Raw genomic sequence first — 24,508 nt, 5'->3', positions numbered from 1 at the left:
TTAGTCATCAGTCCTATATATTGTAGAGCCAAATAATTTAAAATTAAAAATAATACAAAAGGGTTGAAACCCCTTCCAATGGGCGTTATTGGCAATTTCACCTAAAGGTGTTAAAATAAGGTGATTAATGCTAGCTATTTTCCAAGATTAGATGTTCACAATTAAGGAGCGCAAATTAATGAAAAAAATATTAATTGTTGATGATGAAAAACCAATCTCAGATATTATATCTTTCAATCTAAAAAATGAAGGATATGAAATTGATACCGCCTATGACGGTGAACAAGCTTTAGAAAAATTCGAGTCATTCCAGCCTGACTTAGTAGTACTGGATTTAATGTTACCGAAAATTGACGGTTTAGAGGTGTGTCGGCAAATTCGTAAAGATAGTCAGGTGCCCATTATTATGTTAACTGCTAAAGATAGTGAAATTGATAAAGTATTAGGGCTTGAATTAGGAGCAGACGATTACGTTACTAAACCGTTTTCTAACCGTGAATTAACAGCTCGTGTAAAAGCGAATATCCGTCGTACAGCGGTAGTTGCTGAACCAGTGGCTACTGATGAGGATGCTGCAAAAGACAATATTATTGAAATTGGTGATTTACTTATTCACGAAGATGAGTATATCGCCTCAAAAAATGGGCAAGATGTTGAGTTAACCCATCGTGAGTTTGAGTTACTGCATTATCTTTCTCAACACATTAACCAAGTAATGACTAGAGAACATTTGCTTCAAACGGTATGGGGATATGATTACTTTGGTGACGTTCGAACAGTGGATGTGACGGTAAGACGTTTACGAGAAAAAATTGAAGAAAATCCAAGTCATCCAAAAATTTTAATTACAAGACGAGGCGTTGGTTATTTCCTTAAAATTCCAACCCAAGAATAGAGGTCAGTCATGCCAAGCATAAGGAAGAAAACTGGGATACCTTTTTTCAAATCAATACACTTTAAAATTCCCGTAATTTTTATATTAACGCTATTGATTTCGCTCCAAATTGTCGGAGCGTATTTTATTCGTTCACTAGAAACGGAGATGTTAACTTCGTTTGATGATCAAGTAAATAGTCAGACAACTTTTATCATTGATAATATACAAACGGTGATGGAAGATGAAGATTTGAAGGAGGAGGAAAAAGAATCGCAAGTGAATTCAATCTTGCGACGATTTAATAATGATAGTGTATTAGAAATTCAATTATTCGATAGTAATGGATTTTTACTTGCAACGTCAAATCCTACATCACAAGCGTATATTGGGCAAAGAACTGTGGATGAAGATATTGAAGAAACCTTATACACAGGTATCAGAAGTGAAACTTCTGGTTATGAATCAAATCAAGAAATTCGCATAAAAAAATTTGTGACGCCAATTTTTTCTACGGCTTCTTCTGGCGCCATGATTGGTATTTTAAATGTGACTGCAAATCTAGAGACCATTTATAATCAGATTCAAAATATTACGTTTCTATTCTTAGTTGCATCCGGTATTTCACTTGTCTTTACAACTGGTTTAGCTATATTGATTTCCAGTCAAATCATAAACCCTCTACAAAAAATGCGTGATCAAACGAAACAGATCGCAGAAGGTAATTATTCAACTACATTAGATATCAATTCAGAAGACGAAATTGGGCAATTAGCAGAATCTATTAATTATCTGTCTGTTCGCGTAGGAGATGCTCAAGATTTAACTGAGGCAGAAAGACAACGGTTAGACTCTGTTCTGCGCCATATGACAGATGGGGTTATTGCTACTGATCGACGTGGGAAAATTACGATTATCAACGACCGATCATTGAGTATTTTGAATAAAACGCAAGAAGAAGTCATTGGAGAGTCTATTATTGAAGCACTTGACTTATCCGACCGGTTTTCATTTAGAGAATTATTTGATCAACACGATGCCATTCTACTAAATTATGCAAATGATGAAGGGGAAACGATTATACGTGCAGAATATTCCGTTATTCAACGTGAGTCTGGATTTATTTCGGGACTTGTTTGGGTGTTAACGGATATTACTGAACACGAAAAAATCGAACGTGATCGCAAACAATTCGTATCGAATATATCACATGAATTACGTACGCCTTTAACGAGTGTCCGTTCATATAGTGAGGCATTAGTTGATGGTGCTATTAAAGATGAAAAAGTTGCTGTCGAATTCTTAAATGTTATTCAGACTGAAACAGATCGCATGATTCGCATGATTTCAGATTTATTACACTTATCAAGACTGGATGCAAAACAACAAGTAATCAACCGCGAACTCATTATCTTCAAAGATTTAGTGAACCATATTCTAGACCGCTTTGATATGATGCTTCAATCTGAAGATTATGAAGGCAAAAATTACATTATTAAACGGGAATTAATGGAAGAAGAGGTCTGGGTAGAAATTGACCAAGATAAATTAATCCAAGTTATTGATAATATTATGAACAACGCGATTAAGTATTCACCGGATGGCGGGACAATTTATGTACGCTTAATGTCTACACATAATCAACTTGTTTTAAGTATCCAAGACCAAGGACTAGGAATTCCTCAAGAATCGATTCCACATCTATTTGATCGTTTCTACCGAGTGGATAAAGCTCGGTCACGGGCGCAAGGAGGTAGTGGATTAGGGTTATCTATTGCTAAAGAGGAAATTGAATTACATAATGGAACAATTTGGGTAAATTCTATTGAAAATAAAGGAACTACCTTCTTTATCTCTCTTCCATTTGAAGAGTTTGATAGTGATGATTGGGCAGAGGAGGATGAGTGGGCCGATGAAGAAGAATAAGTGGAATTGGGTCCTTCATGCGATGCTGATCCTACTTGGGCTTGTATCAGTTGCAGCCTCTGTAAGTAATCTATATGGACCTAGTACTTTAAATGCTTGGTTTAGTCAACAAGATCAAGAGCGAAGTGGTGAAACAACTACGGAAATAAATAATATGGCTATTTCTAACGAAACAACCGATAAAAATGCTAAAGAAGCAGTTGAAAATACTGCTTCTCAAACCCTCATATTACACGACGGCGCAGACGAGTATTTAAGCATTAACAATATGTCTGCTATCAAAGAATTAAAGCATGTAGCTGCGGACTTTGATTATGAAAAGAGTGTTGAGGAAGATTCCGTTTATAATATTCGAAATTATGTACAAACACAAGCATATGTCGAAGACAAGTTAATCAATGAAACGCCAATTCATTTATTAATTGCGGATGTCAATAGATTACCACAAGAAGTCCAAGAAATGACGGTTACTTCTTATGTGTATATTCTGGATACTAATGAAGTTTATTTGATGAATGAAAGCACAAATACTGCTTATTCCTTAACGATATTAGATAATATCAATGATGTGATGACGCGTATCGATAATTATTTAGCTTCTTATGAGGACCAAATGTCACCAGTAGAGCCCGTTACATTGGCTAATGGATTAGCTTATGTGACAAAAGAAGCAGAAGAAATTGATCGGTTAACCTATTTACAAGAGCGACAACCGACAAATTATTTCTTGAATCACTTTTTCGAAAGGCCTGAAGAAATTCATGATTATTCAATGAATAATATTTCTCGTTACTATACAGAAGGACGACAGTTAACGATTAATATGGAAACTTTCGAAGTATCCTTATTACAAGAAAATGCTGAAGTTGAGGAAACAACTTTAAATCAACAGATAGAAGTAGCTTCTTTGGCTATGGCAGAAATTCTCGCTGATCAAACCTCATGGTTATATGTAGAATCTAGAGGTGAAGAGAATAAAATGGTGACTTACCGTAAGTACATTAACTCACTTCCTGTATTTGGGAATAACTATGTGTCTAAAACACAGTTTGTTATGGCAGGTAATACAATTCAGAATATTTATATGTCAGCATTAGCTATTCAAACGCAAGTAACAGACTTATCTGAATCATATACTGTGATGAGTGGCGTGGATGCATTAGATTTATTAAATAATGCCGGTTACTCGAATGAAGATATTTCTGAATTAATATTAGGTTATCGTTGGGTACAAAATCCTGAAACGAACCGTTTAGTTGAATTAGTCCCGTCATGGCACGTACAAATTGGCAATAAATGGTTTATGTTGGAAGATTTAATTGATATGGATCAATACCCTTCTCTAAAAACCAGTTATACAGCGTCTGGGGATCCTGTAGATTTATCTGTTTACTTTGAAGATCTTGGACAACAAGTGAGTGAGGAAGAAATAAAAACACAATTAGATGAAAATGTTTCGGAGTCACTTTCTTCAGATGAGGTGGAAACTGAATATTCACAAGCTTTAAATCCACCACTGTCTGATAGTAATGATGATGGGGAGGGGAACTAGAAATGAATTTTAGAAAAGTAGAGATCATTTTTATTCTAGCTTTCCTAATTCTAGATGTGTTTCTTTTAAATATTTTTATCAATAAGTATGTTGGAACACCAAGTCAAGCAATTGAAAATCAGTCGATAGATATTGTAACAGAATTCAAAGCAAAGCATATTCAATACGATGACATTTCAGATGAAATCTTACGGATACCGTTTGTGAGAGCATTGAATATGAGTTTAAATGAGGAAACTGTTTCTGAAATGACTGAAGATACACAAAGTATTGAAGTAAAAACTAACCAAATTCTGGCACAAATCAATACACCTATTCAATTAGAAGGCGTGACTTCCGAGACCCCGTCAGGTGAACTTTCAGATAGTGCCTTATCAAGTTTAAATCAGTTTATTCATAATGAAGTATATCAAGGTAGTCAATATCGCTTTATCAGTTATGATAAGTCAGCTGGTAAAGTTACTTATATGCAAGAAACGGCTTCGGGAGCAGTAATTGCAGATGGAAATGGAGAAATTATTTTTCAAGTGAATGATGATTATGCTGTTTATGCCTATGATCAAACGATTACTGGAGAAACTGCAACTCAAGGTGTAGAACGTACTGTAATTAGTGAAAAACAAGCTTTAGAGAATGCCTTTTTGAATAATAGTATTCCAGATGAGTCTATTATTCTGCGTTCATTTTTGGCTTACCGTGAAACCTTAGTGCTTGATGAAATAACCCTTTACCATCCTGTGTGGACTTTGATGATTCTAACAAACGAAGGTACCACTCAACGTGTATTTGTAGATGGTATTAATGGGGCGATTTTGACCCCGTAATTGGAAAGAGGACGATTAATGTTTCAAAATTATCAAGAAAACGCCAGTAAATATTGGCAATATTTCATTGTTATTATAGCTAGTTTAATAGCAGTATTTATTTTATCGGGGCAAGTGAATGATGTACAAGCTGATGTAACAGTAAATGATTATTCATCCACAATAAATGTTCAAGCAGACGGTGTCATGCAACAAGAGGAAACGATTGGATTTAATATCAAGGGGACGGTTGAGGAATTTAACCACCGAATTGCGCTTACAGATATGAGTAAATTAGCAAGTCTATCAGTCGATATGAAGAGTGTGAGTGCTGATGCCTATTTCACCTTTGTTCAAAGTGACTCTAAAGAAGTGGGCACTTATACTGTTTCAAATAAAGAAAATCAAGCAGTGGACATCCAAATTTTTAATACTGTAACCGATGCACCGCATGTGACAAGAGTGGCAACGGAGATTACTGATGCGTGGACAAATTATTCTGAGTGGTCAATCTTAAAAAGTAGCTTCTTAGCGCTACCTTATGATGTTGATCATGTAACGATGACGGTGAATTTTCCTCAAGCTGTACCTGAAGACCAAAGCGATGTCATTATTTCAGGACCTGGTAAAACAAACATGCAGTGGGCGAACGATAGAAAATCATTTACATTAACAGTGGATGATTTGAAAGCTGATGAAACAGTAACTATTCAAATGTACATGCCTGTTTCAATACTAATGAATAACCAAAAAGTTGGGGCTGATTCTGAAGGGAAATCTACTATTGAGGCGATGCAAGCAAGCCAAGAAGCAGTGATCAGTTTACAAAAACGTCAAAAGCTGCAAATTTGGGCTGTATCAGCTAGTTTATTTGTACTTATCTTTATTTATACAATTTATTTATATGTAAAAAAACGTCAAATTGTGATTGCAGTACCACTTAAGAAAGGTTTTGTTGCGAGTAAGCCAAATGGATACGGACCACAAACAGTTGCCAGATTAATGGGTAAACACTATACGGATAATCAAAAAATCGTATTATTAGTGTTAGCATTAATTGAAGCAAAGGTATTGGCTGCTCACTTTGAAGTGAATAAACGAGGTCAGTTAGCGGATATTCAAGTTTCTATCATAGGGCAGGAAGTGCATGGACCGGCTGAACAATTACTATTAACAGCAATCAAAGATAAGCAATCGTCAGTCCAAGATGTCGTATCTTTAAATGAATTAATATTTAATCAATCAACTAGAAAAGTAGCGATGTTGTCTCGCTTTGGGCGTAAATTAGTTCGTAAGATTGATCAAAGTGCTAAACAACCATTAACCAAAGATGGTGTTTATAGTAAAATGAATCAAGTATATATGGTTATTCTTACCCTTTATATGGTAGCATGGTTATTTGGAACAGGATTCGTCATTTATTGGCAATTGCAACTGCAAGAATTTAACATGTGGGCATCGCTATTATTAGTAGCTAGCGTAGCTTTGGTGGCTCTTTTACAAAGAAATGTCTTACCAATGCGTAGTGAAAAAGGTGTATCTTTATTCAAGCAGTGGCAAGGCTATTTAAAAGGAATCTTTAGCCAAGTCAGCAATCCAGATGCTTGGACTCAACACTCAAAAGAATGGTTGGACCAACAATACTTGTATGCATGGGTAGCAGGTAGCAATGTCAAATTAGCTAAAGCTCTTGACCATCAAACACAAATCGTTCGTTTACCATTATTAGGGTCGGCGCAAGCGATTGATCACTTACAATTATCCAAATTGAAGTGGCAACCACAAGCTAAAGAAGTTTTGGATGACGAAATAGTTGAATAGAAATAAAACAGTATTTTAATCTAGAAGGAGGCAATCATGGAGACTGCAGATAATGATTTCACAATGCGTGTTTCCATGCTCGGCAGTAGCTCTAGTGGAAACGCTACTTATATAGAAACCCCTAAACGAAAAATTTTAGTAGATGCAGGATTTAGTGGGAAAAAGATAAAAGAATTGTTAGCCGGCATAAATCGTGATATCAATGAGATTGATAGTTTATTTATTACACATGAACACTCAGACCATATTAAGGGGATGGGTGTTCTAGCGCGTAAGTATGATTTAAATGTCTACGCTAATGAGGCGACATGGCAAGCAATTGGTAGTAAAGTTGGGGTTATTCCCGTAGAAAAACAACATGTCATGGAACAAGGTGATATACTTACTTTAGGGGATGTAGATATTATATCGTACGGTGTGAGCCATGATGCTGCTGAACCGCAATTTTATGCCTTTCAAAAGGATAACCGCCAGTTTACGATTTTAACGGATACAGGTTACGTGAGTGATCGATTGGTAGGATTATTAAAGAATTCAGATGGTTATCTGATTGAATCAAATCATGACTTAGATATGTTACGTATGGGGGCTTACCCTTGGTCATTAAAACAACGTATCCTTGGTGATGAAGGACATTTATCTAATGATGCTGGTGCACAAGCGATGATTGATATGGTTGGAGATAGAACAAAACGTATTTATCTTGGTCACCTATCAAAAGAAAATAATCTGAAAACTATTGCCCACCAAACTTGCGTATCCAAGATGATGCAGGCAGATATGGGGGTAAATGATCAGTTTGAGGTATATGATACTGATCCTGACAAGCCAACTAGCTTGTATACACTATAAATTTTTATAAATATTTAGCATTTTATCTGTAAAAAGTCATAAACAATTCAAATATTCTGATTATACTCAAGGTATTAAGAGTCTAAAATATAAATCAAGGGAGATGAGCAAATGTCTCAGTCAAATGATCCAAATAACTTAAAAGACCAGTCATCAGTGGACAACCATGATGAACCAATTAAAAATCCAAATGAACCACATAGACCTGAAAAGAAGGCGCATAAATTAACGGCCTTGCAATCAGGTTTAATAGGGGGCGCAGTTGCTGCTGTATTAATTTCTGGTGTGGGCTATGCTGTGACTTCTGCCAACGATACAGAAGATCAGATTTCAACAGAAGAAGTGCAATCAATTGTAGATGAGGCAGTTTCTAGTGCACAAGCAGCCAATACAACATCTTCTGTTCAATCGACTTCACTTGATGTAACTACAGACGTTTCTGAAACAGTAGCGAATGTACAAGATTCAGTGGTCTCTGTTGTCAACATGACAGAATCCGTTTCTACATATGACCTATTTGGCTTTACTTCACCAACCCAAGAATCGTCTGCAACGGATGCTACAGAGCTAGAAACGTCTTCAGAGGGATCTGGTGTTGTCTATAAAGTTGATGGTGATTCTGCTTACGTTGTCACCAATAATCATGTGATTGATGGTGCGGATGCAATCAACATTATTATGTCAGATGGCACCCAAGTTGAGGCTGAAGTGGTCGGTTCTGACCCTTGGACAGACTTAGCGGTATTAAAAATTTCTTCAGACGTAGTGACTACTGTTGCAGAATTTGGCGACTCTGAAAGCCTAAAGGTAGGGGAACCTGCTATTGCAATCGGCTCGCCATTAGGTTCTGAATACGCAACAACTGTGACACAAGGAATTATCTCAGGTTTAGACCGTTCGGTACCTGTTGATATAGATGGTGATGGCACATCTGACTGGGTTGCAAATGTGCTTCAAACGGATGCTGCTATTAATCCAGGTAACTCTGGTGGTGCATTGTTAAATGCAGCTGGACAAGTTATTGGGATTAACTCGATGAAAGTTTCTAGTGATCAAGTAGAAGGTATGGGCTTTGCCATCCCAGCAGCTGAGGTGCAAACAATCATTAGTGAACTTGAAGCCAATGGTGAAATTGTTCGTCCGGAATTAGGTGTATCTATGGTTGACCTTAACCGAGTATCACTAGATTATCAATCACAAAAGTTACAATTACCTGATGATGTTGATGGTGGTGTGTATGTTGCAGAAGTATCAACAGGATCGGCGGCGGAAGCAGCTGGCCTACAAGCTGACGATGTCATTGTAGAATTTTCGGGAGAACCTGTGACAGATTCAGCATCATTACGTCAAGCCTTGTACCAACAAAAATCGGACGCAAGTGTAGAAGTTTCCTTCTACCGCAATGGTGAATTAAAAACAGCGACTGTACAGTTACAACCACAAGACAAGGGGTCCGCAGCGTAATGGAGAGAATCTATTCTTCAATTAAGCAGAATCTTAAATAATATCAATAAAGCTCAACCATTATTGAATGTCGGTTGAGCTTTTTTCGAAGGTATCACTTGAATCAAGTGGAAAGGACCATTTAATTTTTCGAGGGGGGCAAGCTTGGCGCTTTGTCAACTTATCCCCAATCTTTATCCACATATATGTGGATAAAATGGTGCATATGTGTATAAAAAGTTGAAACCAGTTAAAACATTGTGATATAAGCTTTGTGAATTGTGAAACTTTCTGTGGATAGTGGGGATAAGTGTGGGGATAGGTTGTATTTAATTGAAAAATGCCGATAAATCAGTGCTAATGCTTGTTGAAAATGTGGATAGTTATCAATATTAGATCAATGAATGATGGAAAAAGAAGATGAGACAAAAGTCGCTTACAATTACCGTACTGGACTAACATGCGACTATAACGAAATGTTATGGGCGCATTTTGGGAAGTATCAGGCAATGCTGACTTTTGAAACCCGATTATAAATGCGCTTATATAGCAAAAAGAGGCTGAGATACATTTGTCTCAACCTCATTGCTGCATAAGGACTATTAACGAATTTCATGTAAGTAATCAGCTTTTTCAAATTTGTCAGTGTTCGCAATAGCAACATAAATGTCATCAGCTTGGATGATATAGTCAGCCGGGAAGGTCGTGGTTAATGCTTCGCGACGACGTTTGCGGATGCCAATGATATTGATGTCGTAGCGTTGCCGTGTATTTAATGAAGTGAGTGATTTACCCACCCATTCTTCTGGTGCACGGAATTCTACTAAAGATGTGTTGTCATCTAGGTTAATAATTTCTTCAATGGTATTATGAATCATACGGCGCGCAATTTGTACACCAGATTCTTTTTCTGGTTGTACAAGTGTATTTACGCCTAATGCTTCTAAAACCTTACGATTTGTTTTATTTTTAACTTTACAGATGATATTGTTGATCCCTAATTCTTTTGCATTAATCACACCTAATACTGAAGCTTCAAGATTGGTACCTGTAGAAATCACAATCGCATCACATTGGGCAAAACCAAGGTTACGCATATAATCTATATCAGTGAAGTCTCCAACTGAACCAACTGTTAAGTAACCATCTAAACGGTCAACATTTTTTTCATCTAGGTCACAGGCAATGATTTCAACACCGCTTTCAGATAATTCTTTAGCGATTGTAGAACCAAAAATACCTAAACCTAAAATACCTACTAAATTTATTTTTCCCATTTGATAACACCTATCCTATTAAAATATTTGTGCTTGTGTATTTAATATCACGATTTTTATCTTGTTTACTTGGTAATAAAGAAAGGAACATCGTCATTGGACCAATCCGCCCCATAAACATTAAGGCCATTAAAATGATTTGACTAGCCAGTGAAAGCGTAGGGGTTAAATTAGCTGTCACCCCAACGGTTGCAAAAGCGGAAATAGATTCAAATAGAATATATAAGAAATCGACTTTTGGATCAAAAGTTAAGATTAAACCAGAACTGATAATCAATATAGTAGTATATAGTAAGAAAATCACGAAAGCTTGACGTAACAGTTTTGCCGGAATTGTATGTTTGTCAAAGTTGATATATTCTTTTTGTCTAATTTCTGCAATAGCTAACATTAGTACTAAAGCAAATGTGGTTGTTTTTAAACCACCGGCGGTACCACCAGGACTACCACCAATAAACATGGTGACAACGAAGATCAATATACTCACAGGGTGAGCTAAAGTATAATCAATAGAAGCGAATCCAGCGGTACGCATCGTAACCGTTTGGAAAACAGCAGTCATGACCTTGTTACCAATACTCATCTCTCCAATTGTGCCGGTATTGTGCCACTCGAAGGCTAGGAATAACAAAGTCCCAAGCGTAATAATTAGGAATGTCATTTTTAATGCCAATTTAGTATGTGGCTGTAAATGACGAATTGCATTTTTTAAGGCAAATTTAGGTCTAGATCGGTCAAAGTTTTTAAATTGATTGGTGACATCAAACCATACTGAGAAACCAATACCACCTAAAATAATTAAAGCAATAATACACCAGTTAATTACGGGCTGTGTTTGTAAGGCGATCATTGACGAATTGCTAAGTGGGTCAAACCCAGCGTTACAAAAAGCAGATACCGCCATAAAAATACTTAGAAAAGTACCGTGACCTATCCCATATTCAGGAATAAAATAAGTCGCAAAGACTAAAGCACCAATACCTTCAATAATAAAAGTATATCGGAAAATTTTACCCAGCCAATTGGAAATATCATTAAGAGAACTGTTGTTTAAAGCACCGGAAACGGCAACTTGGTCACGCATACGGACATTTTGGCCAATTCTAAAATAAATGAGCGAAATGAATGTCATCAAACCTAAACCACCAATTTGGATGAGTAGCATCATCACAATTTGTCCCAATATATTATAGGTATCAAAAATGGATTCAACCCATAAACCTGTCACACAGACAGCAGAAACAGCAATAAATAGATGGTCAAAGTATGTGGCATCTGATGTGGGCACTTGGCTGATTGGTAGACTCAGTAGTAGCGAACCCACAAAGATGACGACAGCAAAAGATAAAGCAATTTTTTTAGCGCTAGATAATTGACTTACTGGTTTTATAAAAAAGCGCAGCGCACGATGAATTAAATTCAATTTAATAGCCTCCCTTAAAGCTTGAAGCTTTTAAGAAATTTAAAGATTCATTTTTCAAATACGATTAATTATAAACACTTTAGCAGAAAAATCTAGTAGAATAAGAAATAAAAAAGTGAATAACGTAATATTTGCATGATAGGAGTTATTTTTGCATGTTAATTAAAATTATCTCAGTTGGTAAATTGAAAGAAAAGTACCTAAAACAAGGGATTGAAGAGTATAGTAAGCGCCTTTTTCGCTATACCAAGTTTGAAATTATTGAAGTGAAGGATGAACCAACAAAAGAAAATGCTAGTGAAACGGAAGATGAAATGGTAAAGAATGCGGAAGGCGAACGTATTTTGAGTAAAATAAAACCTGATGATTATGTTTATCTACTAGCGATTAACGGGCAAATGCTATCTTCACCAGAATTAGCAAAATCAATGCAAAGTCAAATGACTCGAGGGAAATCAACTTTAGTTTTTGTAATTGGCGGATCCTTAGGTACAAGTGAAGCCGTCAATAAACGAGCGAATCAAGCGATTTCTTTCGGTAAGATGACCTTACCCCATCAATTGATGCGCCTGGTCTTAACAGAACAAATTTACCGGGCTTTTAGAATACAACATAACGAACCTTATCATAAATAAAACCTGTTTTGGTAGGATAAATAGCTATGAGTATGCATGATATGTTAAGATGCAAGAGAAAGACCACTTTTCATATGGATGAAGTGAAGTACATAAGGCGTAGAGAGGAGTTTACCTATGAATATTTTCCCAATACATGCATTAGCAGATAATTATATTTGGATGATTGAAGATACAGACAGTCTTGTGATTGTGGATCCAGGTGAAGCAGCGGACGTTTTAGCTTACATAGAAGTAGAAAGACCAAGCCAAATGGCTATTTTATTAACACATAAACATGACGATCATATTGGTGGTGTAGCGGAAATTATCCAGGCCTACCCAGAAACTAAAATTTATGGACCAAGTGAGGTACCGGGTTTTGACGATATGATTATTCTAGAAGATGGTAGCCAGATAGATATTTTAGGCCATACGGTAACGGCCTTACTTGCAGCGGGGCATACGGCTGGTCACTTAGCCTATATTGTCGATAATCAATTTCTATTTGCCGGTGATGCAATGTTTTCAGCCGGATGTGGTCGAGTATTCACGGGTGACTACCAAGCAGCATTTGAAGCCTTAGAAACATTTAGTCATTTAGATGATGATATTGCTGTCTTTTCAGGACATGAGTATACCTTAACGAATTTAAAATTTGCACATACAGTTTTCCCTGAAAATAAGGTCATTTCTGAAGCTTTAGGGCAAGTAGAAATTTTAAATGACGCCAACCACCCAACCTATCCTTCGACTATTGGTAGAGAAAAAATCATCAATATTTTTATGCAAGCAGAAGACGTGACCACTTTTAAGGCGTTAAGAGATCAACGTGATCAATTTTAAAATATGCATCCATCATAAGATATTAAAGTAGAGGAGTAGTGGATAGATCACTATTCCTTTTTTAGTTTCAAAGCAAATATGTATTTGAATCGACTGTAAATACATATTTGTATCGATTTGTGATTTTTTTAGTTAATAGGATAATGAGACCGCAATAATTAAAAATGAAAACATTTAATATAAATGGTTCCATATCAAGCTTTGGATCACTTTTTCTCTAATATTTATCTAAAGATATGTACGGGCATTGATAAAGTCATTAGCTTTAAGTGCAAGTAAAATTGACTTATAGCTTCCAAAAGGGCGATAATATAGGTGCATAAACGCTTACATTATTAACAAGGGGAGGAAATTTGTATGTGGACATTTATATTGGGTGTTATCGCTTTAATTGTCGGTTACTTCACCTATGGCCGCTATATCGATAAAAATTTTGAGCCAAGTCCAGAACGGACGACGCCAGCGGAAGTTTTACAGGATGGTATGGACTTTGTGCCTATGCCAAGATGGAAAAACGCTATTATTGAATTATTAAATATCGCTGGTACAGGCCCCGTATTTGGTCCAATCATGGGTGCTTTATATGGGCCGGTCGCTTATTTATGGATTGTTCTTGGCTGTATTTTTGCTGGTGCAGTACATGATTATATGTTAGGGATGGTATCTCTTAGAAATAATGGGGCACAATTACCAGCATTAGCAGGTAAATATATCAATAAAGGTACGATGCATGTCGTAAACTTATTTGCTTGTTTACTATTATTATTAGTAGGTACTGTATTTGTTTCATCACCAGCAGCGCTTATTCAAAGCTTATTGCCGGGTAATGTTGCTTTAATTATTATTATCATTGCTATTTTTATATACTACATCATTTCAACTGTTTTACCTATCGACAAAGCAATGGGGAAAGTTTATCCGTGGTTTGGTGCAGTATTAATTATTTCAACAGTAGCGATTGGTTTAACATTAATCTTTGGAGATCACTCAATGGTTGAGTTGTCTTCAGCTACTATGGCTAACTTCCATCCGAAAGGGTTGGCTATCTTCCCAGGTATCTTCTTCACTATTTCTTGTGGTGCGATGTCAGGATTCCATGCGACTCAAGCACCAATGGTATCTCGTACAATGGAAAATGAACGTGAAGGACGTTTCACATTCTACGGTATGATGATTGCTGAAGGGGTTATCGCGATGATTTGGGTAGCTGCTTCATTAGCGCTATTCGACGGAGAAACTTTATCAGGTATGATCGATGCCGGAACAGCTTCAGCAGTTGTTAATGCTGTGTCATTAGAACTGTTAGGACCAGTATTTGGGACTTTAGCGATTATTGGAGTTATCGTACTGCCGTTATCATCTGGTTTATCTGCTTTCCGTTCATTACGTATTATCATTGCAGACTATGTTCATATGAAACAAGATACACTACCAAAGGTAATGACAATCACTATTCCAATTTACGTGATTTCATTCTTCTTAACTTTCGTGGACTTTAATATCTTGTGGCGTTACTTTAACTGGGCCAACCAAGTTACAGCGGTATTAGCTTTATTGGTAACCACACGTTACTTATTCTTAAAAGGTAGAAATTACTTCGTCACACTAATACCAGGTGTCTTTATGTTATACGCCGTTATCGTTTACTTATTAAGTGAACCAATTGGCTTTAACTTAGGGCTAAGTAACTTGTCCTACTGGGGCGGGGCAGCCATTACACTGATCTTACTTGCAGTATATTGGATCCAAGGTGTTAAGCAGAAAGAAGCCCTTGACCCAAGTTCAAAACTGATTAATGACCAATTACAAATTCACCAATTATATCCTGAATTGGTTGAAAAAAGTAGCTAATAGGCTAATTTCAACGGTGACAAATTGACACATAAAAATGAAACGCTGTCAATGAGCCTAATAAAGCCGAGCAATCTGTATAGGGTATCCTATATAGATTGCTCGGCTTTTTATATGTATCCATTTACTTTGATATCAAAGTATATTGAGAAAACATGTTGTAGCATTTACAGTGGTAAAGTATGATCGCTATTTAAAGCATACTAACTACCCAGCATAAAACCTATCATATAAGCGATTAATGCAGCTGCACCGCCTACTAATAACATTTCCATACCAGTCCGGACCCAGTTTGTTAAAGTTAACTTTGATTTGATTGCGCCTAAAATAAATAGCGTAAGTCCAGTTAAAACACCTGCAACGACAAAAGTATTTTCCATCAGAAATGGTGAAAATGAAGCAAAGACATAGGCAATTAAGGGAATAAACCCATACACAATAAATGAGCAGAAGGTAATTAAAGCATTATAGATAGGATGTGCTTCTGTTTCTGCAGTACCAAAGATCATGTTTATACGTTCTTCTTTGATGACTTCTGGATATTTAGCTAACGTTTCTGAAATAAGTGAAGCATCTGTTTCTGTAAGACCTTTATCTATATAATATTTTTTAAAATCGTTTAGCTCAGATTGAAAATCATATTTGAAATTAGATTGGTGTTGTTCAATCTCTTTCATAATAAATTCATTTTCTGACTTAGAAGATAAGTAATCACCAACAGCCATTGAAAGACCATCCGCTAATAAATTCGAGAAGCCTAAAACGATAACGATCTGAAAGTCTAAAGACCCACCAGTCACGCCGGCAACTACTGCAAAAGTTGTGATAATGCCATCTAAACCACCATAGACCATACTTTTCACATAATCCCTGTTCATACGAAAATTGAATGGATTCGCTTTGACCATTACAATCCCTCCCTTGTATAGCTATTATAGGCTTTAGGGAAGCTTTTAGTCTATATCATATGGTGTAAGCATAGCAATCACTTCATAAAAAAGACTCCAAGACTACTTTTTGTTGATAAAAAATAGTTTTGGAGACAATATAGTTTTCTTATGTGGGCTATTCGTTATTGTTTTCTTTGTTATTTGAGAAGTGAGTACCAAAGATGTTATCAATAATGGATAAGATACGGTCCCAAATACCTACAGCATCTTCTTGTAATTGGTCAGTATCTGCATTTTCAATTGCTGAAGAAGCAGAAGCAGCCACATTACTTGCTGCATCAGACAATGAGCTTGCTAGGTTAGATAATTGTGTCTTTTGTTCTTCACTTAACTCTAGATTAGAGAAGTTTTTCATTTGATCAATAATCGCTTGGATATTATCTTGAGAAATAACACCGTCCAAGTTATAGTTATTCACCACATTATTCACGATAACGGTAATTTCATCAACAGAAATTGAGCCACCATTTTGTTCTTTCAGATCTGCAACTTGTGCTTTTATGTCAGCAATCGCCGCATTCATGTCACTATCAGAATAGCCCTTATTATCTGCATTTTCTTGGGTAATAGAGGAAGTAACGGCTAACTCATCTTGTGCTACCTGGCGTGCGTTATCATCTAAAGCATAACCAGCATCTTCAAAGGCTTTATATACACCTGCTAAGGCACCTGAACCATCTACTTTAACAGCAGAAGCTACTTTGATGTCTACATCCACTGCACCAGCAGTAATCGCTGCATTTTCGTATTGCGCTTCAGTAATATCTGTAATAGTATCTGGTGTCTCAATCTCGACAGATACACCACCATTATTATCAGCCGGTGTAATGTATGCTGAAGAATAGACTTGATTATATGGGTAACTATCTTGTAATAAATTGTTTAATTCATCAACGGCTACCTCAATCTCAGTTGCACCATCTTCAACACCTAATAATTCTTTTGTTTCTGTATATTGACTATTATTTAAAGTTTCACCATAAGTGAACATCGGATCAATAGCCACTTTATCTGCTAATTTATTCGGTGCAGCTATGGCAAGACCTAAAGCTAAAAGACCACTCGTAAATAAAATTCGTTTTGTAAACTTTTCCATTGTAAATTCCTCCTACAGACTGATTAAAACCATGAAGGTCGTAGTTGTCGGTGACTTCATTGTATCATTTTATAATAGAAAGGGTTTTAGAAAACAGTTAATAAGGATATAAAAATTGTTTAAGACCGTGAGTGTAGCAGTTTAGCGAATACGGTATGAAGATGTCTTTATTGGTTATGAACGGTTCCTCATAACTGTTGTACCAAGTAAACATACACATATAAATGACAAATACAAATCAAAATTTTTTATTAAAAATATTCAAATTAAGTGACAAATTTTAAGTTTAAAAGTATGCTTAAAACTACACTGATGTCGCTTTGGAGGGATAAAAATGAACATCGAGCAGAAAAAAGAAATGTTAGCTATCTTAGCCCAGGATGCGCGTTTAGCACCTAAGACGATTGCGAATATGATTGAAGCTAGCGAAGAAGAAGTAGTCGCACAAATTGCGGCTTATGAAAAAGAAAATGTGATCGCTGGTTATCATACAATGATTAACTGGGATGTTGCGGATGATAATTTGTTATCAGCAATGGTAGAAGTAAATGTAGACTTACACCATGGTGTATCTTATCAAGATATTGCAGAAACGATTTACCAATATGACCAAGTAGAATCTCTATATTTGATGTCGGGGACCTATGATTTCCTATTATTAACGAAACGGTTAACGATGGTAGATATCTCAAAATTTATCTCAAAATTAGCTGCAATTGACGAAGTGAGCGCAACCACAACCCATATTGTCATGAACCGCTATAAAGAACAAGGGGTTGTTTATAAGGAGATCAAAGAAGATGGCGGACGAATGGTGATCTCACAATGACAAAATCTCAAAATAAAACCGTAATTGATATGGCCCCCTCTGGTATCCGACGTTTTTTCGACATTGCCAATGAAATCGAAGATGTGATTTCGCTTGGTGTAGGGGAACCTGACTTTCCAACACCTTGGTCAATTCGTGAAGAAGCAATTAGAGCCATCAGAAGAGGTAAAACTTACTATACGGCTAATGCAGGTTTAATTGAATTACGTCGAGCAATTTCAACATATTTAGACCGTAAGTATGATTTGAAATACGATCCTGATAATGAAGTAATTGTCACTGTAGGAGGATCTGAAGCGATTGACTTAGCTTGTCGTGCTTTAATTAACCCAGGTGATGAAGTTTTGTGTATGGATCCCTCATATGTATCTTACGCACCATCTGTAGCGCTTGCTGGTGGGATTCCAGTTCCAATTAAGCTACCTAGCGAACATGACTTTATTTTACAAACGGAAAATATTGAAGCGCATATTACTGATAAGACAAAGGCTATCATCTTAAATTATCCAAATAACCCAACAGGTGCAGCGGCAACCAGAGAAGAATTGGAAAAATTAGCTGATGTCATCAAAAAATATGATTTATATGTCTTAACTGATGAAATTTATTCTGAAATCTGGTATGCCAAAGATAAATATACTTCCATCGCATCATTTGAAGACATGAAAGAGCGAACAATCTATATTAATGGATTTGCTAAGGCTTTTTCAATGACAGGTTGGCGAATCGGTTACCTATGTGGCCCAGAACTATTAATATCACAAATGTTGAAAATCCATCAATTCACCATTATGGCAGCACCAACAGTGTCACAATATGCATCAGTGGTTGCTTTGGAAGAATGTGACGATGATGTGGAAGCGATGCGCAAAGACTATCTAAAAAGACGTAACTTCTTGATGGGACGATTCCGTGATATGGGTTTACCTTGCTTTGTACCGCGAGGGGCATTTTATACTTTCCCAGATATTCGTGAGTTCGGTATGACGAGTGAGGCGTTTGCATTAGCTTTATTGGATGCGAAGAAATTGGCCGTTGTACCAGGTTCTGCATTCGGTGAAGGTGGCGAAGGATTCCTACGTATCTCTTATGCTTATTCAATTAAAGAACTAACGATTGCAATGGATAAAATAGAAGAATTTATCACAGACTTAAGGAATAAAGCATCTTAGGAAAGATAATGTTGAACATCAGATAGCCTGTTTGCATACAGCGGTTATTCAAAAATAATAGAAATGAAAAATCTCGATACCAAACGATATCGAGATTTTTTAATGACTATTTATAATCCACACCTCTTGTATAGGCGTTAGAGGCGTCCCATAACAAGTATTCATTTGTGCCACTTTCAATTACAGCGTCAATTTGTTCTTGTACTTCAGCAGTGCCGTACTCGGTATAAGTACCATCCGCTAAATAAGAAGCGGTGAAGTCTTGTAACCATGGTCTAGAAACCGGTGCATCATCTAGTTCAGCGTTTAAAGCATTTTCTTTTTCCATGTAGGCTTGAACGACCTCATACGGATATAAATCAGGATAATCTAAACCAAAATAGCCTGGTCCCCAGTGAGAAGGGTAAATCATTGATGAAATTACATCGACATTTTCTGCCATCATATTATAGTTTTGCCCGATACCAGGTGTAGCGACAACATCAGTAACATAACCAAAAATATCTGCAGAAACATTCACATCATATGGTTTAAGCTCTTCGCGAGCATACGCAAGGAAGTCAGCAATGACCATTTGACGTGCCTCAGTTGAAGCTTTACCATATTCAGCGTAGTCGCCCATGTCATAAGTCAATGTTTCACCAAAGGTCTCAAAACCTTCAGGAAAACGAACATAGTCAAATTGGATATCTTTATATCCAGCACGTGCAGCTGATTTAGCTACTTCAACTAAGTATGCCCAGTTATCTTTATTGTATGGATTTAAGAAGGCATCACCACCGTCATTCGTCCAAACTTCACCAGATTCTGTGAGGAAGGTACGAGAGGAATCGGCGGTCGCTAAGTTTGTGTCTTTGAATGTCGTGATACGTGCAATTGGATAAATTTGTTTATCTTCAAAAGTTTGCATCATACGCTCGTTATCGATCGCATTTGTCTCATTGTTACTTAAGACATCACTTTCTGAAGGTAAGTCCATTGTGATATTACCATAATCATCCTTTACATCTAAAACGACTGAATTTAAGTTGGTTTCATCAATTAAGGCGATATTTTCTTGGAGTAACTCTGGATTAGTGGCACCGTCTGCTGATAGATAGATCCCTTTTACCCCATCTTCTGGATAAGCGATATGATAACCCGAATCATAGCTGAACTTTGAAGGTAAGTTTTTGGGTTGGTCTAATAGGGCAGTCTTATCAGTAGCAATTTTTTGATCTTGAGTATTATTGTCCTCACTACTTGTTGCACTTTCTTCAGTACTTTCGTTACTTGTAGTTTGGGCTTGCTGATTTTCATCAGCTAAACCAAACCATTCAGTTCTGATGCCAAAAATTAAGGCTAAACCTAATACAATGGCTGTCAGTAATCCTAAGACTAGTTTCCAATTGAATTTAGGTTCTTCATTTTTCGGGTCTAAAGTTGAGTGATTATTTGAATTTGATTGTTGATCATTCAAGGTTTTGGCCTCCGTTCTATTAAATGTTATTGTGCTTGATTTGTTTGCTCAGCTAAGCTTGTTAAGTCAGGCAAAATATCACTCAACGCAGCTTGAGATTGCTCAAATTGGCTATTTATTTCACCCAAACCTTTAGAAAAAGAATCTAAGTCGCTATCTTCAGCCGCTAAAGAGTTGTAGTAATTATCTTCTAGTTCTAAAACTTTTTGATAATGTTCAATATAAGCACCCATTTGACTGTTAACATTTGAAGCTAATTGACGTGATTGGTCGAAGTTTGCGAAATCTTCTGCACCAGTAAAATCAGTTTCATCAAATCCATTGAGACGTTCAACTTGTTTTTGGAAATCTTCAAAAATTGAAGATAATTCTTCAAAATCATCTTGTCGGGTTTGTAGGTTTTCTCGAGTAGCACCAGTTCCAGAATCAGTTAAATTAGCTAAACTTTCATCAGCCGCTAAATCTGTTTCAAAAGCCTCTTGTAATGTATCTTCTTGTGTTTGAATAGCTGATAATTGAGTCATCATAGATTGTGCATCAGTCGCAGATTTTGAAACTACTTGGTCAGGTGAAGCTGTACAAGCTGATAAAGCCCCAATACTTACAGTAACAATTGCAAGAATGGATAATTTCTTCAATACCATTATCTATCTCCTTATTCTATTTTTTTTAATACTAACGGTTGATGGACACTGAATATAGCATCCCAAGAATAATTAATAAAGTATAACGTATCTTTAATGATACGAGACTAGCCTAGATTTCTCAAGAAATTAATCTAATTTTTAGTATATACTCACACACTTGCTAAAATTTAGTTTTCATAAATTAAGACTTTAGTCTCTATTTTAAGTATAAGGTTTAGATATAATATAATGTTAGAAAGAGTGAAAATGTTATGGACAAATAATCAAGGGGGAGTATACGATCATGAGCAAGAAAGACCAGCAGCGACTTTGGCGATTAGGCCTCGCAGCAGCTGCAACAGGTGTAGGCTATATTTATCACGCTATGAGTCAAGAACGTTCGGTGCGGAGTAAAGTGATTCAAGATGGTATGCGCATTAAGCGAGAAGCTGAGCGATTCACGCCTAAAAATAGGAAACAGCAAGCAACAGCAGATTTAGCTAAGCGAAGTATCAACCACGAAAACTTATTCTTCATCACACGAGATCATTCTTCAAAAATCCATCGTGGACAACAGGGGGTCATGATTGACATGACTAAAGAAAATACGGCTCCAGACCCACAAGCTAGTGATAAAGACCAACCCTGGATAATTTATTTTCATGGTGGTAGTGGCATCCATACACTACAAGAGCGTGAGTGGTATTTTGTCCAAAAAATAAACCAAGAATTTCAAGATGAGGCTAACGTATCTATTCCATTACTCCGTTCATTTGCCAACTATGATTTAGCGAGTGAAGCTGGACGGATTACTATGTTGATAGAAGAGCTTGCTAAAAAAATGGGACGGTCCCTTCAAAACGTTTACTTTTTAGCGTCAGATACAGGCGCAATACCAGCATTGTTAGTTGCTGATCGAATGGATCAAATAGGGTATCCGATAAAACGGGTTATGTTATTATCTCCTTGGTTAAACACTACTTTTGAAGATGTCCATATTCATCCAGATGATGTACAATTTGATGCTACAAAGGTAAATGCATTAAAAACAATTTGGCAGGAAAGAAACCCCGCTTTAAATTATGCTAAGATGCCGATAGAACCGTTACCAATAGTGGATTTTATTAATGGTTCGGATGATAGTCATGCTTATGATGGTAAGTGGCTACACCGCCGGTTACGTGCACACAACCATGAGAGTAACTACTATCAGTTTGATTATATGCATCATGAATTTTATTTGAATAACATACCAGAGCGTCAGGAAGTTATCGATATCATCTATCAACAAATAATGAATCCATAGCTTAGCATCTGCATTGGTTAAGGTGCGCTAAGCTGTTATAATATTAGAAAAGGAGTGATTTGATGTATTTTCCCATGATGTTTGACTGGACTTATATTCTCATTATTATTGGTGCTGTGATTGCGTCAATCGCAAGTGCTAACGTCAACCGGACATTTAATAAATATAGTAAATACACCACTGAAAAAGGGATGACAGGAACTCAAGTTGCTGAATACATCCTACAATATTCAGGGATTACTAACGTACGTGTTGAACGTATTTCTGGTAACTTAACTGACCATTATGATCCTAGTAATAAAGTATTACGTCTTTCGGATGCTACAGCGAATTCAACATCTATCGCAGCGATTGGCGTTGCTGCCCATGAATGTGGCCATGCTGTCCAAGATGCCAAAGGGTACTTTATGATGACATTACGTCAAAAAATTGTACCCGTAGTGAATATTGGTTCTACACTATCTTGGCCAATTTTAATTCTTGGTGCAATTGCTGGTTTTAACCAAACCCTTATCAATATTGGTATTATGTTGTTCTCACTAACCTTACTATTCCAATTAGTGACCTTACCAGTAGAGTTTGATGCATCGAAACGGGCTTTACAAATCATGGAAGAAGGTCATGTATTAACAGCTAGTGAGTTACCATATGCGCGTAAGACTTTAAAAGCTGCTGCTATGACCTATGTAGCTTCTGCAATTGCAGGTGCATTGTCACTATTACGTGTATTGATTTTATTTGGCGATCGCTCTCGCGATTAATCGTTACACGCTATAATGATAAGCAGTCAACCTTGAGTACAATTGTGTTCAAGGTTATTTATTTGTGTGAAATAGGTCCTAGGGTGGATGACGAAAAGTAAATTTTTGATAATATATCGTTATTAGATGAAGTAGAAGTAAAGAGGGGGTGACCATGGTTGAGAAGAAATTTAAAAGAACAGGCGAAAGAAATGCTCAACCAGCATACAGGTTGGTTTGTTATTTTTACGATTATTTATTGGGCTATTGTTTGGATAATGAGTACCATACCAACAGCAATATCTTTTGTCCTTTTTCCAATTAGTATCTTCATTTGGCTTGGCACAATCATTTTTATGGCTGGGGCAGATATGGCATATCTCCGTTCATTAATGGTGAAAAATAATCAACGACCAGTCCGCATTCACCGTGATATTGTAGAACCAATTATACGGGACGCAATAAAATTTACTTGGTCACATATCCTTCGTGGTTTTTATGTATTCATGTGGTCATTATTATTCTTCTTACCAGCGATTTATAAGGGAGTGGGTTATGCAATGACAGATTATCTCATTATCGACTTCCCAATTTTGACAGCTAGAGAAGCCATTACGGAAAGTCGCCGGATGATGAGAGGGCGAAAATGGCGGTTTATCTGGTTAAACTTACGGTTCATCGGCTGGTATTTACTGATACCATTCACATTAGGCTTGGCTTATTTCTATGTTAAACCATACCACAGCCTCGCTTTGATCAACTTCTATGAAGAAACATTAGACGAAAAAGGCTATCCAGAAAAAGTATTGAACCATAAACGCGCTAGACAATATCGAGCCAAAGAAGTTATTGTTGAAGAAGATGAACTAGCAGCTGATCATCAAACTAAGGTGAAAACAACCCGACCAAGTCACCGGGACTTTACACGAAAAGGAAAACCATCCATCTTCAAAAGAAAATACCGTTTCATAGAAGACCAGTATACAGACGACAAAAACTGGAACGACTTTTAAAACAGGGTGTGAGCGTCGACGCCAAGAAAGGAACC

21 protein-coding genes are annotated in these 24,508 nt (G+C 36.6%); 15 read left to right on the top strand and 6 right to left on the bottom strand.

Translation table 11 applies throughout. The features are described from left to right. Positions 1-178 precede the first annotated feature (178 nt). The 7 genes from yycF (at position 179) to HMPREF3116_RS05200 (ending at position 9,292) form a co-directional block, all read left to right on the top strand. Positions 179-895: a response regulator YycF gene (gene yycF / locus HMPREF3116_RS05230; protein ID WP_070468139.1), complete on the top strand. Its 717-nt coding sequence runs from the start codon at positions 179-181 to the stop codon at positions 893-895. Between the two features lie 9 nt (positions 896-904). Continuing rightward, positions 905-2,800: a cell wall metabolism sensor histidine kinase WalK gene (gene walK / locus HMPREF3116_RS05225; RefSeq protein ID WP_070468138.1), complete on the top strand. Its 1,896-nt coding sequence runs from the start codon at positions 905-907 to the stop codon at positions 2,798-2,800. Beyond that, on the top strand, positions 2,787-4,352 hold the full coding sequence (locus tag HMPREF3116_RS05220) for a hypothetical protein (protein ID WP_070468137.1): 1,566 nt from the start codon (positions 2,787-2,789) through the stop codon (positions 4,350-4,352). Before walK ends, HMPREF3116_RS05220 begins: the two co-directional genes overlap by 14 nt. 2 nt (positions 4,353-4,354) lie before the next feature. Continuing rightward, positions 4,355-5,176, top strand: coding sequence for a two-component system regulatory protein YycI (gene yycI, locus HMPREF3116_RS05215; RefSeq protein ID WP_070468136.1), 822 nt, complete (start codon positions 4,355-4,357; stop codon positions 5,174-5,176). 18 nt (positions 5,177-5,194) lie between these two features. Continuing rightward, a complete protein-coding gene (locus tag HMPREF3116_RS05210; protein WP_070468135.1) occupies positions 5,195-6,976 on the top strand; it encodes a DUF2207 family protein in 1,782 nt (593 codons plus the stop codon). A 36-nt stretch (positions 6,977-7,012) separates the two neighbouring features. Beyond that, entirely contained in the window at positions 7,013-7,828 is an 816-nt protein-coding gene (locus tag HMPREF3116_RS05205) for an MBL fold metallo-hydrolase (RefSeq protein ID WP_070468134.1), read from the top strand. Between the two features lie 111 nt (positions 7,829-7,939). Then, complete coding sequence (locus tag HMPREF3116_RS05200; protein WP_070468133.1) at positions 7,940-9,292, top strand: S1C family serine protease; 1,353 nt, start codon at positions 7,940-7,942, stop codon at positions 9,290-9,292. 581 nt (positions 9,293-9,873) lie between these two features. On the opposite strand, the gene HMPREF3116_RS05195 is transcribed toward HMPREF3116_RS05200, so the two are convergent. Next, the gene (locus HMPREF3116_RS05195; protein ID WP_070468132.1) at positions 9,874-10,548 is read right to left on the bottom strand and encodes a potassium channel family protein; all 675 of its coding nucleotides are present in this window, start codon (positions 10,546-10,548) and stop codon (positions 9,874-9,876) included. A gap of 10 nt (positions 10,549-10,558) precedes the next feature. Continuing rightward, positions 10,559-11,971 (bottom strand): TrkH family potassium uptake protein, encoded by a 1,413-nt coding sequence (locus tag HMPREF3116_RS05190; protein WP_246819052.1) that lies wholly within the window; start codon positions 11,969-11,971, stop codon positions 10,559-10,561. Positions 11,972-12,126: 155 nt separating this feature from the next. Here HMPREF3116_RS05190 and rlmH point away from each other — a divergent pair, with 155 nt between their 5' ends. The 3 genes from rlmH to HMPREF3116_RS05175 all read left to right on the top strand — a co-directional run bounded on the left by rlmH (position 12,127) and on the right by HMPREF3116_RS05175 (position 15,282). Continuing rightward, positions 12,127-12,606, top strand: coding sequence for a 23S rRNA (pseudouridine(1915)-N(3))-methyltransferase RlmH (gene rlmH, locus HMPREF3116_RS05185; protein ID WP_070468131.1), 480 nt, complete (start codon positions 12,127-12,129; stop codon positions 12,604-12,606). A 117-nt stretch (positions 12,607-12,723) separates the two neighbouring features. After that, complete coding sequence (gene gloB, locus HMPREF3116_RS05180) at positions 12,724-13,431, top strand: hydroxyacylglutathione hydrolase (RefSeq protein ID WP_070468130.1); 708 nt, start codon at positions 12,724-12,726, stop codon at positions 13,429-13,431. Between the two features lie 357 nt (positions 13,432-13,788). Then, the gene (locus HMPREF3116_RS05175) at positions 13,789-15,282 is read left to right on the top strand and encodes a carbon starvation CstA family protein (protein WP_070468129.1); all 1,494 of its coding nucleotides are present in this window, start codon (positions 13,789-13,791) and stop codon (positions 15,280-15,282) included. A gap of 203 nt (positions 15,283-15,485) precedes the next feature. On the opposite strand, the gene HMPREF3116_RS05170 is transcribed toward HMPREF3116_RS05175, so the two are convergent. After that, positions 15,486-16,190, bottom strand: coding sequence for a VIT1/CCC1 transporter family protein (locus HMPREF3116_RS05170; protein ID WP_070468128.1), 705 nt, complete (start codon positions 16,188-16,190; stop codon positions 15,486-15,488). Positions 16,191-16,347: 157 nt separating this feature from the next. Next, positions 16,348-17,328, bottom strand: coding sequence for a DUF1002 domain-containing protein (locus HMPREF3116_RS05165; RefSeq protein WP_070468127.1), 981 nt, complete (start codon positions 17,326-17,328; stop codon positions 16,348-16,350). A 334-nt stretch (positions 17,329-17,662) separates the two neighbouring features. Between HMPREF3116_RS05165 and HMPREF3116_RS05160 the strand changes: the two genes are divergently transcribed. Then, positions 17,663-18,157 carry an Lrp/AsnC family transcriptional regulator gene (locus tag HMPREF3116_RS05160; protein WP_070468126.1) on the top strand — a complete coding sequence of 165 codons (495 nt, stop codon included), beginning with the start codon at positions 17,663-17,665 and terminating at the stop codon, positions 18,155-18,157. Beyond that, positions 18,154-19,329 (top strand): pyridoxal phosphate-dependent aminotransferase, encoded by a 1,176-nt coding sequence (locus HMPREF3116_RS05155; protein WP_070468125.1) that lies wholly within the window; start codon positions 18,154-18,156, stop codon positions 19,327-19,329. Before HMPREF3116_RS05160 ends, HMPREF3116_RS05155 begins: the two co-directional genes overlap by 4 nt. A 106-nt stretch (positions 19,330-19,435) precedes the next feature. On the opposite strand, the gene HMPREF3116_RS05150 is transcribed toward HMPREF3116_RS05155, so the two are convergent. Continuing rightward, positions 19,436-20,788, bottom strand: a complete 1,353-nt coding sequence (locus HMPREF3116_RS05150) for a putative glycoside hydrolase (protein ID WP_070468124.1) — start codon at positions 20,786-20,788, stop codon at positions 19,436-19,438. Between the two features lie 26 nt (positions 20,789-20,814). Then, positions 20,815-21,432: a YkyA family protein gene (locus HMPREF3116_RS05145; protein WP_070468123.1), complete on the bottom strand. Its 618-nt coding sequence runs from the start codon at positions 21,430-21,432 to the stop codon at positions 20,815-20,817. Between the two features lie 286 nt (positions 21,433-21,718). On the opposite strand from HMPREF3116_RS05145, the gene HMPREF3116_RS05140 reads away from it, so the two are divergent. The 3 genes from HMPREF3116_RS05140 (at position 21,719) to HMPREF3116_RS05130 (ending at position 24,473) form a co-directional block, all read left to right on the top strand. Further along, entirely contained in the window at positions 21,719-22,720 is a 1,002-nt protein-coding gene (locus tag HMPREF3116_RS05140) for an alpha/beta hydrolase (RefSeq protein WP_070468122.1), read from the top strand. Between the two features lie 62 nt (positions 22,721-22,782). Further along, on the top strand, positions 22,783-23,481 hold the full coding sequence (locus HMPREF3116_RS05135; RefSeq protein ID WP_070468121.1) for a zinc metallopeptidase: 699 nt from the start codon (positions 22,783-22,785) through the stop codon (positions 23,479-23,481). A 158-nt stretch (positions 23,482-23,639) separates the two neighbouring features. Next, positions 23,640-24,473, top strand: coding sequence for a DUF975 family protein (locus tag HMPREF3116_RS05130; protein ID WP_070468120.1), 834 nt, complete (start codon positions 23,640-23,642; stop codon positions 24,471-24,473). The last annotated feature ends 35 nt before the right edge of the window (positions 24,474-24,508 follow it).

This window comes from Aerococcus sp. HMSC10H05 (assembly GCF_001806975.1).
GTDB classification, from domain to species: Bacteria; Bacillota; Bacilli; order Lactobacillales; family Aerococcaceae; genus Aerococcus; species Aerococcus viridans_B.
The sequence above is the reverse complement of the archived record's forward strand: the minus strand, read 5'-3'. Positions and strand labels throughout refer to the sequence as shown.

Excerpts from the sequence above, each read along its gene's own strand:
- yycI (WP_070468136.1), top strand. The coding sequence starts at position 4,355 with ATGAATTTTAGAAAAGTAGAGATCATTTTTATTCTAGCTTTCCTAATT.
- HMPREF3116_RS05175 (WP_070468129.1), top strand. The coding sequence starts at position 13,789 with ATGTGGACATTTATATTGGGTGTTATCGCTTTAATTGTCGGTTACTTC.
- HMPREF3116_RS05135 (WP_070468121.1), top strand. The coding sequence starts at position 22,783 with ATGTATTTTCCCATGATGTTTGACTGGACTTATATTCTCATTATTATT.
- HMPREF3116_RS05205 (WP_070468134.1), top strand. The coding sequence starts at position 7,013 with ATGGAGACTGCAGATAATGATTTCACAATGCGTGTTTCCATGCTCGGC.
- HMPREF3116_RS05210 (WP_070468135.1), top strand. The coding sequence starts at position 5,195 with ATGTTTCAAAATTATCAAGAAAACGCCAGTAAATATTGGCAATATTTC.
- HMPREF3116_RS05165 (WP_070468127.1), bottom strand. The coding sequence starts at position 17,328 with ATGGAAAAGTTTACAAAACGAATTTTATTTACGAGTGGTCTTTTAGCT.
- HMPREF3116_RS05200 (WP_070468133.1), top strand. The coding sequence starts at position 7,940 with ATGTCTCAGTCAAATGATCCAAATAACTTAAAAGACCAGTCATCAGTG.
- HMPREF3116_RS05155 (WP_070468125.1), top strand. The coding sequence starts at position 18,154 with ATGACAAAATCTCAAAATAAAACCGTAATTGATATGGCCCCCTCTGGT.
- HMPREF3116_RS05220 (WP_070468137.1), top strand. The coding sequence starts at position 2,787 with ATGAAGAAGAATAAGTGGAATTGGGTCCTTCATGCGATGCTGATCCTA.
- yycF (WP_070468139.1), top strand. The coding sequence starts at position 179 with ATGAAAAAAATATTAATTGTTGATGATGAAAAACCAATCTCAGATATT.
- walK (WP_070468138.1), top strand. The coding sequence starts at position 905 with ATGCCAAGCATAAGGAAGAAAACTGGGATACCTTTTTTCAAATCAATA.
- HMPREF3116_RS05145 (WP_070468123.1), bottom strand. The coding sequence starts at position 21,432 with ATGGTATTGAAGAAATTATCCATTCTTGCAATTGTTACTGTAAGTATT.
- gloB (WP_070468130.1), top strand. The coding sequence starts at position 12,724 with ATGAATATTTTCCCAATACATGCATTAGCAGATAATTATATTTGGATG.
- HMPREF3116_RS05195 (WP_070468132.1), bottom strand. The coding sequence starts at position 10,548 with ATGGGAAAAATAAATTTAGTAGGTATTTTAGGTTTAGGTATTTTTGGT.
- HMPREF3116_RS05170 (WP_070468128.1), bottom strand. The coding sequence starts at position 16,190 with ATGGTCAAAGCGAATCCATTCAATTTTCGTATGAACAGGGATTATGTG.
- HMPREF3116_RS05140 (WP_070468122.1), top strand. The coding sequence starts at position 21,719 with ATGAGCAAGAAAGACCAGCAGCGACTTTGGCGATTAGGCCTCGCAGCA.
- rlmH (WP_070468131.1), top strand. The coding sequence starts at position 12,127 with ATGTTAATTAAAATTATCTCAGTTGGTAAATTGAAAGAAAAGTACCTA.
- HMPREF3116_RS05160 (WP_070468126.1), top strand. The coding sequence starts at position 17,663 with ATGAACATCGAGCAGAAAAAAGAAATGTTAGCTATCTTAGCCCAGGAT.